This window comes from bacterium (assembly GCA_030693425.1).
In the GTDB taxonomy this organism is placed as follows: Bacteria; Patescibacteriota; Minisyncoccia; order Minisyncoccales; family GWA2-46-15; genus GWA2-46-15.
This window is the reverse complement of the sequence record JAUYAM010000002.1, coordinates 316,519-332,483: the sequence shown is the minus strand read 5'-3', so window position 1 is coordinate 332,483 and position 15,965 is coordinate 316,519. Positions and strand designations below refer to the sequence as shown.

Annotated in this window: 17 protein-coding genes; 13 read left to right on the top strand and 4 right to left on the bottom strand. The window is 43.7% G+C overall.

Translation table 11 applies throughout. From position 1 onward, the window contains the following. The first annotated feature begins 57 nt into the window (after positions 1 to 57). The 7 genes from Q8N16_02240 to Q8N16_02210 all read left to right on the top strand — a co-directional run bounded on the left by Q8N16_02240 (position 58) and on the right by Q8N16_02210 (position 5,637). A complete protein-coding gene (locus tag Q8N16_02240; protein MDP3093560.1) occupies positions 58 to 384 on the top strand; it encodes an RNA-binding protein in 327 nt (108 codons plus the stop codon). Positions 385 to 450: 66 nt separating this feature from the next. Next, positions 451 to 1,656, top strand: a complete 1,206-nt coding sequence (locus Q8N16_02235) for an MFS transporter (protein MDP3093559.1) — start codon at positions 451 to 453, stop codon at positions 1,654 to 1,656. A 159-nt stretch (positions 1,657 to 1,815) separates the two neighbouring features. Then, positions 1,816 to 2,226 carry a hypothetical protein gene (locus Q8N16_02230; GenBank protein ID MDP3093558.1) on the top strand — a complete coding sequence of 137 codons (411 nt, stop codon included), beginning with the start codon at positions 1,816 to 1,818 and terminating at the stop codon, positions 2,224 to 2,226. A 261-nt stretch (positions 2,227 to 2,487) separates the two neighbouring features. Then, the gene (locus tag Q8N16_02225) at positions 2,488 to 2,685 is read left to right on the top strand and encodes a cold shock domain-containing protein (GenBank protein ID MDP3093557.1); all 198 of its coding nucleotides are present in this window, start codon (positions 2,488 to 2,490) and stop codon (positions 2,683 to 2,685) included. Between the two features lie 746 nt (positions 2,686 to 3,431). Then, positions 3,432 to 4,136: a phenylalanine--tRNA ligase beta subunit-related protein gene (locus tag Q8N16_02220; GenBank protein MDP3093556.1), complete on the top strand. Its 705-nt coding sequence runs from the start codon at positions 3,432 to 3,434 to the stop codon at positions 4,134 to 4,136. A 3-nt stretch (positions 4,137 to 4,139) separates the two neighbouring features. Continuing rightward, complete coding sequence (locus tag Q8N16_02215; GenBank protein ID MDP3093555.1) at positions 4,140 to 4,985, top strand: GRP family sugar transporter; 846 nt, start codon at positions 4,140 to 4,142, stop codon at positions 4,983 to 4,985. Positions 4,986 to 4,992: 7 nt separating this feature from the next. Next, positions 4,993 to 5,637: an endonuclease gene (locus Q8N16_02210; GenBank protein ID MDP3093554.1), complete on the top strand. Its 645-nt coding sequence runs from the start codon at positions 4,993 to 4,995 to the stop codon at positions 5,635 to 5,637. Here Q8N16_02210 and rimI read toward each other — a convergent pair. Together rimI and Q8N16_02200 are read right to left on the bottom strand one after the other, a co-directional pair. After that, positions 5,634 to 6,086, bottom strand: a complete 453-nt coding sequence (gene rimI, locus Q8N16_02205) for a ribosomal protein S18-alanine N-acetyltransferase (protein ID MDP3093553.1) — start codon at positions 6,084 to 6,086, stop codon at positions 5,634 to 5,636. The genes Q8N16_02210 and rimI overlap by 4 nt on opposite strands. Positions 6,087 to 6,097: 11 nt before the next feature. Beyond that, positions 6,098 to 7,132, bottom strand: a complete 1,035-nt coding sequence (locus Q8N16_02200) for a GNAT family N-acetyltransferase (GenBank protein ID MDP3093552.1) — start codon at positions 7,130 to 7,132, stop codon at positions 6,098 to 6,100. A gap of 100 nt (positions 7,133 to 7,232) precedes the next feature. On the opposite strand from Q8N16_02200, the gene Q8N16_02195 reads away from it, so the two are divergent. The 6 genes from Q8N16_02195 (at position 7,233) to Q8N16_02170 (ending at position 13,113) form a co-directional block, all read left to right on the top strand. Continuing rightward, positions 7,233 to 8,096, top strand: coding sequence for a hypothetical protein (locus Q8N16_02195; protein ID MDP3093551.1), 864 nt, complete (start codon positions 7,233 to 7,235; stop codon positions 8,094 to 8,096). Positions 8,097 to 8,121: 25 nt separating this feature from the next. Beyond that, entirely contained in the window at positions 8,122 to 8,913 is a 792-nt protein-coding gene (locus Q8N16_02190; GenBank protein ID MDP3093550.1) for a lycopene cyclase domain-containing protein, read from the top strand. 121 nt (positions 8,914 to 9,034) lie between these two features. Next, on the top strand, positions 9,035 to 10,198 hold the full coding sequence (gene metK / locus Q8N16_02185) for a methionine adenosyltransferase (GenBank protein MDP3093549.1): 1,164 nt from the start codon (positions 9,035 to 9,037) through the stop codon (positions 10,196 to 10,198). Between the two features lie 164 nt (positions 10,199 to 10,362). Then, on the top strand, positions 10,363 to 11,082 hold the full coding sequence (locus Q8N16_02180) for a sulfite exporter TauE/SafE family protein (GenBank protein ID MDP3093548.1): 720 nt from the start codon (positions 10,363 to 10,365) through the stop codon (positions 11,080 to 11,082). Between the two features lie 87 nt (positions 11,083 to 11,169). Further along, the gene (locus tag Q8N16_02175) at positions 11,170 to 12,123 is read left to right on the top strand and encodes a glycosyltransferase family 2 protein (GenBank protein MDP3093547.1); all 954 of its coding nucleotides are present in this window, start codon (positions 11,170 to 11,172) and stop codon (positions 12,121 to 12,123) included. Next, entirely contained in the window at positions 12,124 to 13,113 is a 990-nt protein-coding gene (locus Q8N16_02170; protein MDP3093546.1) for a glycosyltransferase, read from the top strand. 396 nt (positions 13,114 to 13,509) lie between these two features. Here the strand turns inward: Q8N16_02170 and Q8N16_02165 are convergent, their stop codons facing one another. Then, positions 13,510 to 15,150 (bottom strand): tetratricopeptide repeat protein, encoded by a 1,641-nt coding sequence (locus Q8N16_02165; protein ID MDP3093545.1) that lies wholly within the window; start codon positions 15,148 to 15,150, stop codon positions 13,510 to 13,512. Further along, the gene (locus tag Q8N16_02160; protein MDP3093544.1) at positions 15,137 to 15,961 is read right to left on the bottom strand and encodes a class I SAM-dependent methyltransferase; all 825 of its coding nucleotides are present in this window, start codon (positions 15,959 to 15,961) and stop codon (positions 15,137 to 15,139) included. Before Q8N16_02160 ends, Q8N16_02165 begins: the two co-directional genes overlap by 14 nt. Positions 15,962 to 15,965 lie beyond the last annotated feature (4 nt).

The window sequence follows — 15,965 nt, the reverse complement described above, 5'->3', positions numbered from 1 at the left end:
GAATAGAAATGAGATAGCAGGTCGGCTTACTGATAATAAAACTATTAAAAGATCAACATGGCAAAGAAGTTATACGTAGGCGGGCTGTCTTATGACACTACCGACGCGACTTTGAAAGAGACTTTTGCTAAAGCCGGGACCGTTGAAACAGCGACCGTGATTATCGATAGAATGTCCGGTCGTTCAAAGGGATTCGGGTTTGTGGAAATGTCGTCTGACGAAGAGGCCCAAAAAGCCATTGAAATGTTCAATGGCAAGGATATCGACGGCAGGAACGTTACCGTGAACGAAGCTCGTCCGATGGAGCCGAGAGCTCCCCGCCAGGGCGGAGGATTCAACCGCGGCGGCAGAGGATTTGGCGGAAACGACAGAGACCGCTGGTAATGATTACTAAAGCAAAACCCCTTAATCGGGGTTTTTGCTTTGTGGGTTTTTTGGTAGACTGATTATATGTTAATGAACCGCAAAACTTTCAACACTGTCCATCTTTATTACGCCTTCAGCTTTTTTAAGGCGTTTTCCCTGTTTTCGGCAGTCCTCATTCCCTTTTTCACCGTCTGGGGAGGAATATCTTTGTTCAGGGTTCAGCTTCTTCAGTCGTGGTTTATGTTCTGGATCTTCATCTTGGAGATTCCCACCGGCATTGTTGCGGACCGTTTTGGGCGTAAATATTCCCTTGCCGCAGGAGGAGTTATTGTCGCCCTTGCAGCCATACTTTACGGAAGCTTTCCCCGTTTCGAAATGTTTCTGGCGGGGGAGTTTCTTTTCGCGATCGCAATAGCGTTTATGTCCGGAGCTGACAAAGCTTTATTGTACGATGCTCTTAAGGAATCTAACCGGGAAGAAGACAGTAAAAAAGTTTTCGGTCGAGCTAAATCTTTTGAGTATCTAGCCATGTTTGTATCCGCTCCTTTGGGCGGTATTGTTGCGGCCAAGTTCGGGTTAAATGCGCCGATGCTGTTTTCTTGCATTCCTTTTCTTTTGGCGGCAATCATTGCTTTTCTTATAAATGAGCCGAAGCGATATCAAACAACTTTAGAATCAAGGCGTTATTTAGACATTGCTAAAAAAGGAATTTCATTCCTGCGTCATCATAAGAAATTAAGAATTATTGCCATTGACGGAATCCTGGTTGCCGCTGCCGCTTATTTTGTTGTTTGGTTTTATCAAGCCTTGCTTATTCGTCTTAATGTCCCTGTTTTGTATTTCGGCTATTTCCACGCATTTTTGGTTGCCACAGAAATTATTATAACCAGTAATTTTGTTAGACTTGAAAAACTGTTTGGTTCTGGTAAAAATTTCTTGAAGTTCGGAACATTGGCTACCGGAGCCACCTTTTTATTAGTGGCGGTTCTGCCCAATGTCTTTACGGTAATATTATTCTTGCTCTTTGCCGGCGGTTTCGGGTTGACAAGGCTTGAACTCATGTTTGTCTACATGAACAAGCTCATTCCTTCTGAACAAAGGGCGACGATTCTGTCGTCAATTTCTATGTTCAAAAGATTTATGCTCGTAGCGCTAAATCCACTTGTTGGCCTTATAGCAGATAAGTCCTTGACCATAGCTCTGTTTCTTGTCGGGGCATTGTCACTGGGCCTGTTTATACTTTCTCCTCTTAAGAAAGAAACGCTAGAACCCTTAAATGAAAATGGGTAGACTGTTCCTCCTGCGGACAGGCAAAGCGTCCCGTAGGCAAGATAAACGAGTTTATTAGTATCTTAGTAATTTAGCGATTAGAGTGATCGCCCCTATGCTTTACGGGCCGGGCGGTTTTTTGATAGAATAGAAAAAGATAATTAACTAACGTTAAAATCTATGAAATGTTTCAATAAAGGAATCGCGCCAATTTTAATAATTTTAATGATCGTTGGAATTTTAGTCGCGGCCGGGGGAACGTATTATTTTTTAGGAAAGAAGGCTCAAAAATCAGGCGCTTGCACGAAGGAGGCAAAAATTTGTCCCGATGGGTCTGCTGTTGGCCGCACGGGCCCTGATTGTGAGTTTGCGCCCTGTCCTGAATACGAAATAGAAGAAGGCGTTTCCTGCGGAGGATGGAATACATTTGGAGATATTGTCTGCGAATGTTCCGGACAGCTTGAAAAGTTCACTTGTCCTTCGGGCGTAGTATGCGACAGCGGTACGGATATTTGCCATGGAACATGCGGGGAATGCAAGTGTTATCAAGGGCCTGCTAAGGACAAAATAGAAGCGCCTTGTAATGAGTAAAGAACATTTGAGAATTTAGCTATTTAACATCTTGTTGTTGGTTTTTACTCTAATCAATAGGTTTAGATTGACAGATTGGTTTTTAGGTGCTAGGATTATTTATGTAAGATAGGTACCTTATATAAACAAGTTTGAAAGCTTGCTTTAAAACGTAGTTTTCAAGCTTCGCTTATAAAAACTTCGTCGAGTTTATTAAGGGAACTAAACTTTAGGGTAAAACCTTAAAATATTAATTAAATTAATTTATATTTAACTGTGACCATGGAAGGAACAATTAAAAATCTTACAGACAGAGGATTTGGGTTCATTACCGTTGATGGAGAAGAAAAAGACTTGTTTTTTCACAGGAACGAGCTCAAAGACGTGGCCTACGAAGATTTAAAAGTAGGCGACAGAGTCTCTTTTGAAAAGACCGATTCTCCCAAAGGGCCCAACGCCACAAACGTGACCAAAATTTAAGAGTTGGTCTACCAAGATTAGACAGAAACCAAGCCCGTTCTCGGGCTTGGTTTTTTGTCGCCAATCCTTCATACGACTTAGGACAGGTCCTTCATACGACTCAGGCCTTCGGCTCTGAGGCTCAGGTCTTCGACTCCGAGATCGCTCAGATCTTCGATTCCGAGATCACTCAGACATTCGTCCCGAGGACTCAGTCCCGAGGGATTCGAGGAACTCGAGGAGCTCGAAGAGCTCAGGACAAGGAGGCGGTTTTTAGTTTCTACTAGACTAGACAAAAATCTTTTTACGTTGTAAATAAGAATTGGAAAGGAGGTATGTCCATGGTAACAGTAACCTTAGTAGGTTCACTATTATCCGACACTGTACAAAAGGGCGAACGGTGTCCATATGACGGCTCAACGCTTCGTTTGTCTCGCCACTGGGGGACTCTTTGTCTGGAGTGCAGTTTGCACCCTGGTGAACATTACCGAATGGCGAATACTGACGAAGTGGCGTCGATGGAGCAAGGAACAAGCTATAGTGGTCTTTGACAATCGACGGCATTCTAATGACACGGTTCTTTTTGCGTCCTTGATAGAACCGTGTCATTTTTTATTGCACCAACAAACAGGTTCTAACATCGTTCTATGGGCGGAGCCAGGAAAATCGCTAAAGAGGCGGCCTGCCCCGTAGCGTCCCGCTGAAAGCGGGACTGCTGCGGGGTTTTTTGCTTGCCCTGAACTAATTGAAGGGGTAGGATAGAAAATATGAAGCTGATGGTAAACAAAGCGATTTTTAAAAGGTTCCCCCAGCTAAGCCTGGGGATTTTGGTTTTAAAGAATACAGACAACCGAGGAAGCTCTCAAGAGCTGGCCGAGATGATCGTAAAAGAAAGTTCAAGAATTAATTCGCAGTTTGGTCTAGAGGCCCTGTCTGAAAATCCGAGGATAGGCGTCTGGCGTGAGGCGTATAGGAGCTTTGGGGCAAAGCCGAAAGATTACAACAGTTCTGTAGAAAGCCTTTACAGGAGAATACTCAAAGGGGAAGCGGTCAGGCACATAAACAAGATAGTCGATATCTATAATTACATTTCCATCAAATATATGGTCCCTGCCGGCGGAGAGGATCTGGACAAGATAAAAGGCGACGTTCATCTGACTATTGCCGGAGAAAGCGAGCCCCAGGTTTTGCTCTTAGGAGATAAAGAAGAAAAATCTCCCCATAGAGGGGAAGTCATTTATAAGGATGAAGTTTCGGCAATTTGCAGAAGGTTTAACTGGCGGGAGGCAGACAGGACAAAATTTACGGAAGAGACCAAAAATGCCGTTTTGGTGGTAGAGGGACTGCCGCCGGTCGCCAAAGAAGAAATAGGGCAGATTCTAGGAGAACTGAAGGAGTTAATCGGGCATTATTGCAGCGGCGTGATTACTCAATTTATGCTGGATAAAGATAATCCAGAGGCTAAATTCTAAGACATGAACTGGTTTTTCTACGCGCTTCTTTCAGCTGTCTTCATAAGCGTCTTTTCGGTTTTGGCAAGGGTTTTTCTCAAAGGGAAGGGCGACGCCGTTGCCTTTGTCTTTCTCATTGATTTCCTGTCGGCATTTTTTCTGATTCCGATCGTTTTCCTTGAACAAAAATATTATCGATTGGACCTCAATCTTCTTGTCTTTATCATTTTTGTCACTCTAATCTATGCCGTTACCGATATTCTTTTCATCAAGGCAAGGCAGATGGAGGAAGTTTCAACAGTTTCGATGGTGGTCCAGGCAGGGCTGGTCTGGTCTCTTTTCGGAGGGGCGATATTCTTCAGAGAATCCCTTTTATTAAACAAGATAGCCGGCGTCTGTTTGATTGCCGCCGGCAATATCGTCGCTCTCTGGCAGGGCCAGGGAATCAAGCTGTCGAGGGGATTAAAGCTCCTTTTCTTGGCCACTCTGCTTTTTACGGTCAGCTCCCTGATCGATAAATACATGGTCGGTAATGTTTTCTCGCCGGCTCTCTACAAAACCTTCACTTTTCTGATTACTTCTTTCTGGATTTTCTGCTTTATGCCAAACAGAGTCAAGAGAATCAAGGACGAGCTGAAGCTCCAGAAATGGACGGTCGTTCTGACCGGATTGTCTTTCTGCCTGGGGATATTTTTCTTTATAAAGGCCCTTCAGGTAGGCGAAGCTTCCAGGGTTTTGCCGGTCCAGAATATTTCTTTGATCCTTTCGGTTTTAGCAGGAATTTTCATTCTTAAGGAAAAAGAAAGGCTGTGGCAAAAAATTGTTGGCCTCTTGGTCGTTTTTATCGGAGTCCTATGCTTAACTTTTTAGCTTATTTATGATGGCTTTAAACAGGATTTACCGGCTTTATCTGGAGCTTTGCGGGAAACACGGCGATCCTAAAAGTTTATGGCCTCAATGGTGCGCGGATAAGAAAGGTTCAAGGTTGAGAGAGATTATTGCCATCGGGGCGATCCTGGCCCAAAGAACAAGCTGGCATAATGCTGATCTGGCTCTAAAAAATCTTAAAAAAGCCAGGCTTCTTTCTTTGGAAAAGATCGCTTCTTTAAAAGACCTTGATGTTTTGAAAGAATTGATAAGGCCAGCCGGCTTTTATCAGACAAAACCGAAACGTCTCTTTGGCCTGGCCCGTTTTATCGCTAAGGAGTGCGGGAGTTTAAAAAACTTTATCAGAGAAGATTTGAAAGCTGCAAGAGAAAAGCTGCTTAATCTTTACGGCATTGGTCCCGAGACGGCTGATACGATTCTTCTCTATGCAATGGACAAACCCTCTTTTGTCATTGACGAGTACACTAAAAGGTTGGCAGGGGAGCTGAAGCTGTCAAAAACACTGACTTACGATTATCTGAAAGAACTCTTTGAAAAGAGTTTGCCTAAAAGCACAGACATTTATCAGGACTTTCATGCCCTGATTATTATCGATCAGAGGGGCAGGAAAGCCTCGGCGATGAGAGCCGTCTAAGACAAAGATTTTTCCATCCGATAGGCGCCTTGCCCGTCTTTGTAGAACTTTTTTATGGTTTTTTTGATCTTAAAACCAATCTTTTTATAAAAAGACATGGCTTTTCTGTTTGTCATTCTGACTTCAAGAAGAGCTTTTTTGAAACCACGGTTTCTAAAACGTTTGAAAACGGAATTGATCAAAAGACTGCCGATTCCCAGATTCCGGTGACTTTTGTCTACGGCTATCGAGTTGAAGTCGACGAAGCCTTTTTTGCCGTAAGCGATGATGTAGCCGACAATCTCGTTCACCTTTTCGGCGACGATGAAGTCTTGAGGGTGTTTTCGGTAAAGGCATTGGAATCTCCTTTTTGAATAGGCGTCGACGCTAGAAAATGACGATTTCTCTATTCTCAGGATGCGGTCTAGGTCTGAAATCCTGAATTTTCTCAATTTGATGTTAAGAGCCATAATGAAGTCCTTTACTTTTTATACTGGACTAGGGGAACTTGTTCGAACCATCTCTCTTTCCACTCGTAATTGTTCTGGAGGAAATCAATCTTTTTCATGCCGAGCTTGATGGCGTCGTCTATCTCAATGACGTTCATGAAGTTCCCGATTCCGGAAAAATTTTTAACGTTATAGCCGCACTTGACGGCAAAATAGGTATCTTGGTAAAGGCAGATCAGGTCGACTCCGGCGGTCACCCCCTTGATGTTTATGGTGATCATTCTCGTTTCGTAGGACCGGCCCCCCAGGTTTATCACTTCTTTGAAAGCTTGTATTCTTCTTGGATCTTCCCAGTCGGTTTTTTTCCCTTTGTCCTTGAATCTTTCCTTTGACAGGGAAACCAACTGGTCTATGTCATCAAAGTTATTGATGACGATTTCCGGATTCTGTCTTTCAATTCTCCTTCGGTCTTTCCTCAGGTCGTGCCGGCGGTTCTTCTTTAGGGTCATCAGGAAATCTTCGTGGCTGCCAAAATTCTCCAAATTGAGGATGTACTTTGGCAAGTCTTCGGTAAAATTAATGCTTGCCATTAACGGTTCCACCGGCCTTCTCGAAATGGCGTTCAAGAAAAGAGGCGAGGGGGCGGCCGAGAGAAGGGTAGGGACGAGATTTAAGTTTCTGGCAAAAAAGCTGATTTCCTCCTGCCAGTCGCTGCCGAACCAGGTATACCTTTTTTTGTCCTCGTCGTACCAGAGAGGCAGAAGAGCCAGGTTTCCAAAGTTGTTTTTCAGAAGGAGAAAATAGGGCTTGAATTTGTAGGCCCTGTAAAAGGCGTATCTGAACTCCCAGGTGTCAAAAAGGTTGGCTTTTAGGCTGAATTGTTCGAAAAGAGAGTGGCATTCCTCGATATCGGAGACGACTTCGGTAACCAAAAAAACCGGCTCTTGAACAGAAAAAGGACCGGTCTGATCTTCAGGTTTTTTTAAGGAAATCTTCCCGTTTAAGGAGGCAAAACTGGTACTCGGAGGCTCGTCACTGTTTTTATCGGACGGATTTGAGTCTGTCATTTTCTTTTCCCAATAAGACTGATGTTAGCACGTTCTTGGTGGCCGTCAAGCTCGGCGTGGAGTCGTCAAAGGCGCCGTTTTTTAGTACAATGAAGTTAATATGGAAGAAAAACACATGGGAAATCTATATGTTTTAAACTCTGGCGGAGACAAAGAGTCCTTTTCCCCGCAGAAAGTATACAGATCTGCCAGGCGGGTTGGAGCTTCGAGAAAACTGGCTCAGCAGATAGTTGAGGCGATTGAAACGGAAGCCTATCCGGGAATGAAAACCTCAGAGATTTTCCAAAGAGTTGAAAACTTTCTTCACCGAGAGGCTCCGGCAGCCGCCGTCAGGTTCAATTTAAAAGAAGGCATGAGGAGATTGGGGCCGAGCGGTTTCCCTTTTGAGAAGTTTGTCGGAGAGGTCTTCAAAAGGCTGGGTTTTGCAGTCGAGCTCAATCTCTACTTGCCTGGTTTTTGTCTTGGCGATTATGAAATAGATTTCCTGGCGCAAAAAGACAACCTGGTTTATGTCGGCGAGTGCAAATACCGCAATGTCGCCGGCGAAAAGGTCCATACTGACGATGTTCTCGCCAACCACGCCCGTTTTCTGGATCTTTTAAAGGGTCCCTATTTCAAGAGCAGGAGCTTTAAGGGCTGTCAAATCAGGCCAATGATGGTTACCAATGAAAAATTTACTGCCAGGGCAATTGCTTACTGCTTTTGTCAGGGGATTGAGCTTTTGGGGTGGAAGCACCCAAAGGGCAGGGGTTTGGAATCTTTAATAGAGGAGAAAAACCTTTATCCCTTGACCATCTTGTCTTCGTTAAAAGGCTATTTAAAAGATGTTCTTGTTTCCAGAAACATTATGCTGGTTGAAGATCTTTTAAAGACAGACCCGGAGACATTTTCAAGAAGACTGAAACTATCGCCAAAGCATCTTTATTCTATAATAAGAGAAGCCAAGCTCTTATTGGGGAGCTAGAAACAAACTTAAACAGTAAAGCCAAATGTCGACTAAGTTTTTAAATAAAAGAAGGAGAGATTTATTATTGCTCTGCTTTTTTCTTGTCATAGCCAGATTCCTTTCCCTGGGCTTAAATGTTTCCTATTTACTATCCACGCTCTTCTTTTTCGGGATCCCGGCTGCTTATTTGTCTTTAAGGGTGAGTAAGGGACAGATTAAAAAAGCCCTTGTTTTCGCTTCTTTATGCTTAATCCCAGCAGTCACTGTAGATATTTTGGCTGTTTCTAGCGGGGCCTGGATTGTGCCCGAGACTGTTTTTCCTTTTCGTCTCTTTCAGATTATCCCCCTAGAAGACTTAATCTGGGCTTTTTTGATGGTTTATCTGTTAATCCTTGTTTACGAGTATTTTTTAGACGAGGGAAAGAATCTCTTTCTCATAAAGAAGCCATTAAAATATTGCCTATTATTCTTGGCTCTTTCTGCGATTTTTAGCATTCTCCTCATTTATCTGAAACCAAGGTTATTATATGTGCCATATTTTTATTTCGTCATAGGCGCTGTCTTTGCTTTGGCGCCAATGCTTCTTTTCATAATCCTCTATCCAAAACTAATTTCTAAGTTTTTCAAAGCAGGAATACTCTTCTTTTTACTGCTTATTGTTTTTGAACTGACAGGGCTGACTCTTCACCACTGGGAATTTCCGGGACCTGATTTTGTCGGCTGGATTAATGTCTTTGGCCAGAGATTTCCAATAGAGGAATTTGTCTTTTTCGTGATTTTGTTCAGCTCGGCCGCCCTGTCTTACTATGAATTCTTGTATGACGACAGGAAATAAGGATGATTTCTCGGCAAAAGAAGTCTCGCCAAAAGACAAGCTTTTGCTATAATGAGCGAAATGCTCGATATGTCGGACGTTAGTCCGCTATAATGAGAGAACGTAAAAATAATTGTTCAACATGAAAAAACACTTATTGACGTCGGAGTCTGTCGCTCCCGGCCACGTAGACAAAGTGGCTGACCAGATTGCCGACGCCATTCTTGACTCGATTATAAAAGACGACAAACACGCCAGGGTTGCCTGCGAGGTTTTTGTCAGTCGGGGATATGTCATTGTCGGCGGCGAAATCACCACCAAGACCTGGGTCAATATTAACGAAATCGTCAGAAGGGTCATTCTTGGTATCGGCTACGATAAGCCGGAATACGGATTTGACGGCCATACCGTCGCCGTTCTAAATACCATCAACAAGCAGTCGCCCGACATCGCTTTAGGGGTGAAAAAAACCGCCAGCAGAAAACAGGGAGCTGGTGATCAAGGTTCAAATGTCGGTTACGCCTGTTCAGAGACTCCGGAGTTAATGCCCTTGCCGATAATGACAGCCCATAAACTTGTCAGGAGGCTGGCTGAAGCCCGCCAAAAAAAGATTCTATCCTATTTGAGGCCGGACGGAAAATCCCAGGTGACTTTTGAGTATGAAAACGGCCGGGCTAAAAGGCTGAACAATGTCGTTATTGCTGCCCAGCATGATCCAGACGTTTCATCAGAAAAGCTTAAAAAAGACATTATCGATAAAGTGATAAAACCGGTTTGCAAAAAGTATTTAGACAGCAGGACAAAGTTTTTTATAAACAACACTGGCAGGTTTGTCATCGGCGGCCCGGTTTCTGACACCGGCATGACTGGCAGAAAAACCGCGGTTGACAGCTATGGCATTGGCGTTCCTGTCGGCGGAGGTTCGTTCTCCGGCAAAGACCCGACCAAGGTTGATAGATCGGGAGCCTACATGGCCAGGTACGTTGCCAAAAACATAGTGGCAGCGGGGCTGGCAGAAAAATGCCAAGTTAGGTTAGCCTATGTTATCGGTGGGACAAAACCCACAGAAACAAGCCTTGAGACTTTCGGAACTGGCAAAGTGTCCGAGGAAAAGCTGACAAAAGCTGTTTTAAAGGTTTTTGACCTTTCGCCTGGCGGCATAATCAGGGAGCTTGATTTGCTGCATCCGATTTACGAAAGAACCGCCTGCTATGGCCACTTTGGCCGAACAGGATTTTCTTGGGAAAAGACCGACCGGGTTGAGAAATTGCTTAAAGCTTTAGCTGGCAAGAAAAATATTAAATAATTTATCTTAAAACTGAAATCAGATAAATCGCCATTTCGGCGATTTAAAAAAAACAAAGGAGGTCCGACCTCCCACGTTTGCCTTTTTGCCCATGGTTTTCTTGGCCATTGGCAGTTATCTTTTTTCAAGGATCGAGGCTTAATTCCGCCATTTCGTTTAGGAAGATGGAAATCTTCTTTTTTATAATCATAGTCATTTTAGCCAGTCTGGTTGGGGGAACCGTTGGTTTTGGCTCCAACTTAATTGCCATGCCCTTGATACTGACCTTTCTGGCCAAGGAACCGGCTATTTCCTCTATGGCTATCGCCAATATTGTTTTAGGCGGGTTTTTAATCAGGAAAATTCCCGGAAAGGCAAACTTAAGGCTGGGAGCCATCCTCTTTTTATCAAGCTTGGCCGGCATGCCAATCGGGATCTGGATTTTAAAAGTCATCCCAATGGAAATAATGAAGGTTTTGGTCGGCAGCCTGGCGATTTTCTTTGTTCTGGCTGTTTGCTCTGGAAAAATTAGATTGCCCAAAAGTGTTTTCTTAACGTCAGTTGCCGGATTTTTCAGCGGCCTTTTGAGCACCAGCACCAACATGAGCGGCCCTCCGGTCGTTCTTCTGCTGATGGGCCAGGACATTCCCAAAGACGAGTTTCGCAAAACGCTGACCGCATTTTTTCTTTCAATAGGAATAGTTTCCCTTCTTCTTTTCTTTGCAAATCAAATAGTCAATTCCCAGGGAGCGGTTCTCGGCCTGATCGCCGCTCCTTTTGTGATTTTAGGCGCTTTCTTTGGGAATATGATATCTGAAAAGCTGCCTCAAAAATTGTTCAGATTTCTGGCGATGGCAATCGTTCTGCTGTCCGGCGCTTGCGGCATCTTTTCTGGGCTGAGATAGAAAATCGCCATTTCGGCGATTTAACCGTTCGGCTTTTGAGCGGCTTTTTTGTTTGCGCCGGGCCTTTTGGAGTGTTAGGATGAAGAAATGCCAGATAAAAAACTAATTTCAATCATTGTTCCGGTCTACAACGAGGAAAAAAACTTGCCTTTGTTTTATCAGTCATTGTCAAAAACTACGAGTAGCCTGGAAGATAGATATGATTTTGAGGTCATCTTTGTCAATGACGGCAGTACTGATAACTCAGCCGAAGTTCTGGAGAAGTTATCTGCTTCTGACTCTCGGGTAAAATACATTGAGTTTTCGCGCAACTTTGGCAAGGAAATCGCTTTGACCGCAGGCCTCGGCTGTGCTAAAGGTCAGGCAGTTCTGACTCTCGACGCAGACTTGGAGCATCCGCCAGAAATAATCCCCGAATTTATTTCCAAGTGGGAAAGCGGGATAGAGGTGGTCATCGGCGTCAGGGAAAAAAGCGATGACCAAAACTTGGTCAGAAAAGCCGGCTCTTGGTTGTTTTACAAAATCATGGATTTGATTGGCGAAACTAAGATTATTTCCGGAGAAACAGATTTCCGCTTACTCGACCAGACAGTAGTTAGAGAATTTAACCGCTTCACTGAGAAAGGGAGAATTGCCAGGGGCTTGATTGATTGGCTGGGTTTTAAAAGGGACTATATTTTCTTTGCGGCCGGTAAAAGAAAGTCCGGCAAGACCCGCTACGGGTTTTTAGATCTTGTCCGACTGGGATTTTCTGGGTTTATTAGTCATAGTTTATTTCCTTTGAGATTGGCTGGCTACCTGGGGATTTTGATCACTGTTTTTTCCGGGATTTTAGGTCTTTTTATGTTTTTAAATAAGTTTGTTTTTAGAGACCCCTGGGGCCTGGCTTTTTCTAACGTGACCATGCTGGCGGTTTTCACCACCTTTTTGATCGGCATAGTTTTGATTTGCCTGGGGCTGATTGCCCTTTACATCGCCAATATTTATCAGGAAGTGATAAATCGGCCGGTCTATGTGATCAGGAAAAAGAAAAACCTTTAAATGGCAGATTCTTTTTCTCCTTTAGTTTCGATCATTATTATCACTCGAGGTTTCTGCGATTATTTAAAGCAGGCAATTTTAAAGTGTCTGGAGTTAGATTACGAGAACTTTGAGATTCTGGTTCTACCAGAAGAGCCGTTTTCAGAAGTTTTTGAGAGAACTGCGGTTATTCAAAGCCGGCTTGGCCCGGCGGCAAGAAGAGATCTGGCGGCAAAGCTCTCAAAGGGGGAAATCCTGGCTTTTCTCGACGATGATGCTTATCCCTCAAAAGGCTGGTTGAAAAACGCCTTGCCTTACTTTAAAGACAGGAAAATTGCCGCGGTTTGCGGCCCGGGAATGACGCCGCCAGAGGATTCCTTGCGGCAGAAAGCTTCGGGCTGGGCTTCCTCTTCTTTGCTTGGCGGCGGGACTTTGAATTTTAGGTTTTTGCCGAAGAAAAAAAGAGAAGTTAGGGATTTCCCGACAATGAATTTTTTAGTTAGGAAAACCGATTTTAACAAGATTGGCGGTTTTGATACCAGCTTTTGGCCCGGAGAAGACACCAAGTTCTGCCTTGATCTGACAAAGAAATTGAAAAAGAAAATTATTTACGACCCCAAGATTTTAGTTTTCCATCACCGCCGGCCGCTTTTCAAAGATCATTTGGAACAAAATATCAGCTATGGTCTGCACCGGGGGTATTTTGCCAAAATACTGCCCGAGACCTCAAGAAAGCCGTTTTATTTTGCTCCCATGGTTTTTACCATTTTTGTATTTGGCCTGCCGATATGGATGATTTTTGTTCCTCTCGGCCGCAGTTTTTTACTTTCCCTCTATTTTGGGGTTTTGGGTTTCTATGCCCTGCTTTTACTGCTGACCGGATTCTGGGTTTTATTCAAAGCCAAAAACTTAAAGATTGCTTTCTGGACGATGCCGGGAATCTTTTTAACCCATATCTGCTACGGCCTTTGTTTTTTCCGGGGCTTGCTCGCCGGGAACCTTAAGCGTTAATCCGTCTGACCAATATTCTTATTTGATGAACGGCCGTTCACGAAATAAGAAAGAAGATGTTGTAGATCGGGCGGGGTTTACAAAGGGCAAGAATAGTATTTAGATAAACCTAGAACGTTCTCCTTTAGAGAAAGGACTGAATGATATGGAATGCACCTGTAATTGCTCCCGGTGCCAGGATCCAGGCATGTATGGGCATTGCCGTGCATGCTTGACTGGGCGCCGCGGCGGCCGGGCAGCGCCAAAACTGCCGCCAAAACCAGTGAGCCAGGCTCCTTCCACGGAAAACGTGGGGGTCGATCCCGCCTTACGGTGGGAACGCACCTTTGGGGTTAAGCTTACGCCAACGTCAGGGGCAGGCAAGTAAAAACGCCTGCCTTTGTCATGTTAGTGGACTTACTGAGTCAGAAGGCTCTGTTTTAGTTTAGGATCCAGATCAAAAGCTTTCTGGAATTCCATATTTGCTTTTTCCTTTTCGTTATTCTCGGCATAAACAACTCCCAGATTGAAATAAAGAGAGGCGTTTTCGGGATTGACTTCAATAGCTTTTTCTAGATATTGGCTGGCCTGGACCAAGTCTTTCTGTTGAAAATAAATTAAGGCCAGGTTTTGGTAAGATTGCCAGAGGTAGGGGTTGAACTCAACAGCCTTTTTATAGTTTTCAACCGCCAGCTCTTCTTTCCCCATCAGCTGATAGGTGTTGGCGAGATTGTGGAAAGCGTCGGCGTATCGGGGATTCAGCTCAATCGCCAACTTGAACTCCTGGACGGCTTTTTCTAGGTCGCCTTTTCTGCCGTAAAGATCTCCCAGATTGTTATGATTCTGGGAGCTGGAGGGCGAGGTTTTGGCAGCCGCCAGCCATAAACTATCTTGATTCTGCCAGTCATTATTTCTGACAATGGTTCTTATTAAAAGAAAAATGACAATTAAAGAGGAAAAAATGAAGATAGCGGTTTTCAGCTTTTCTTTTTCAGCCAGCTTTTTAAGCAATATGGCAAAGGCAACTACGATTCCCAAAGTTCCCAAATAAACATATCTTTCCGCGACGATCCAGGAAATTCCAAAAGGAGTGAGGACGGGCAAAAGGGAAATCAAAAAGAACGACAGCCAGAAAAATACTTGAGATTTTTTCTTCAGAGAAATAAAGATAATTGTCAAAAGTAAAATAAGAACAAAGAGGCAGGTTAAATATTGTGTTTGTGAGAAAACCATTTCTGAATGATAAAGGGTCAAATCTTTTGGCCAGAAAATCAGTTTTAAGTAAGAGCCAATGGCAATGGGAATTTGCAAAAAGGGGTCTAAGATTTCAGCTGGCTGGGGGCTCTGTATCTGCAGAGCTGCTATTCTTTTGGGAATGGCAAGAAGATAAAAAAGAGCCCAGGCAGAGCTAATAACAATAGGAGTAATTAGTTTTTTCCAATCTTTGAAAGTATCTTTAAAAAAGATGAAAAATGCCAAAAGAACAAAAGGAAAAACTACGGCTTTTTCTGAAGAAAGCAGGGCCATGACAAGGCTAGCCAAAGAGAGGAGGTAGAACTTTTTACCCTTAATTGAAAAAACATAAAAGAGAAGCGTCAAGATTATGAAAAAGCTATATTGGGCATAAAGACCTCCGGATATCCAAGCCACTCCTTCAATCAGGATCGGGTGGACGGCAAATAAGCAGGCAGAAATGAGAGCTGTTATCGGATCAAGCAAAATCCAGATTAAAAGATAGCTAGTTAGAACCGTTCCTAAGTGGAACAAAATGCCGATTAATCTATAGGGGGCAGGATTTAATCCCCAAACTTTGTTGGTTGAGTAATAAAATAAGTTTCTGACAAATGCTTGGGGATTAGACGAGACATAACTAAAATTGTTTAGATTTTCGTTCTGGGGTATGGCGGCGATGTCGTCAGAGACAAAACTGTTGTCCAGAGAATTAAAATAGGCGGCAAAAACAAGGGCAATCAGGAGAATAATGACCAGCCGGTTTTTGTTAAACCAGCCCCAGAAGCTGAAATTAAGAATTTTTTCCCTGAGATTATCTTTGAGCATACATTTCTTTGTTGGCAATGACGCAGACGGCCGCCCCGTCTGGCCCGCTGATTTTGGATTCAAGAAACTTTTGATAAATTTTCTTTCTGAAAAAGATTCTATAAATGAGGCCGGAGTAGATTTTGTCGGTCAGGATCTCAAAAACAGAACTTAACCGCATCAGAAGAGAAAAGGGCAAGTAGAGTATCAGCAGAAAATCCCAAAACTCCAGCACTTTTTTGTCTAGATAATAATATCCGTCGGTTTTTTTAAGATTGAATTTGGCTAAGATTGAAGACCAGTCCTCAAGGGAGTGGCTGTGGTAGTGATGCTGCCTTCTGTCTCTTAAGTTCCCGTAGATTTTCGCCAAGGTTTTCAGTTGCAGAAAATCGAGGAAACTGTAGTTTTTGAAGTTATGGCTAGGGGTAGTGAAAATAAAAAGGCCGCCCGCCATCAGTACCCTGGAAACCTCTTTCAAAACCAAATCCAGGTTTTCCATATGTTCGAGCGAGCAATTGCAAAAAACCAGTTTTAAGCAGTTGTCCGGCAGGGGGATATTTCCGGCATCGGCAAAAATCGTTTTTCCATAGATGCCGTCTTTTTCTGCCGTTTTTAGAGCTTCAGACTCGTTGTCCAGGCCGTAGTCGATTCTTCCGTCAAAAACCGCTAAAGCGGCGGTGCCGTCGCCGCAGCCAAGATCTAAAGCCGGTCTGCTGGGTTCGAGAAGATGGGCGATTTTTTCTCTGAGGAGCTTGATCTCGATGCTACGGAACAAGATTGTCGGCGGCACTTTATATTTTTCTACTTTTAAAAAAAGTTTTTCTAAGTCCATTTTA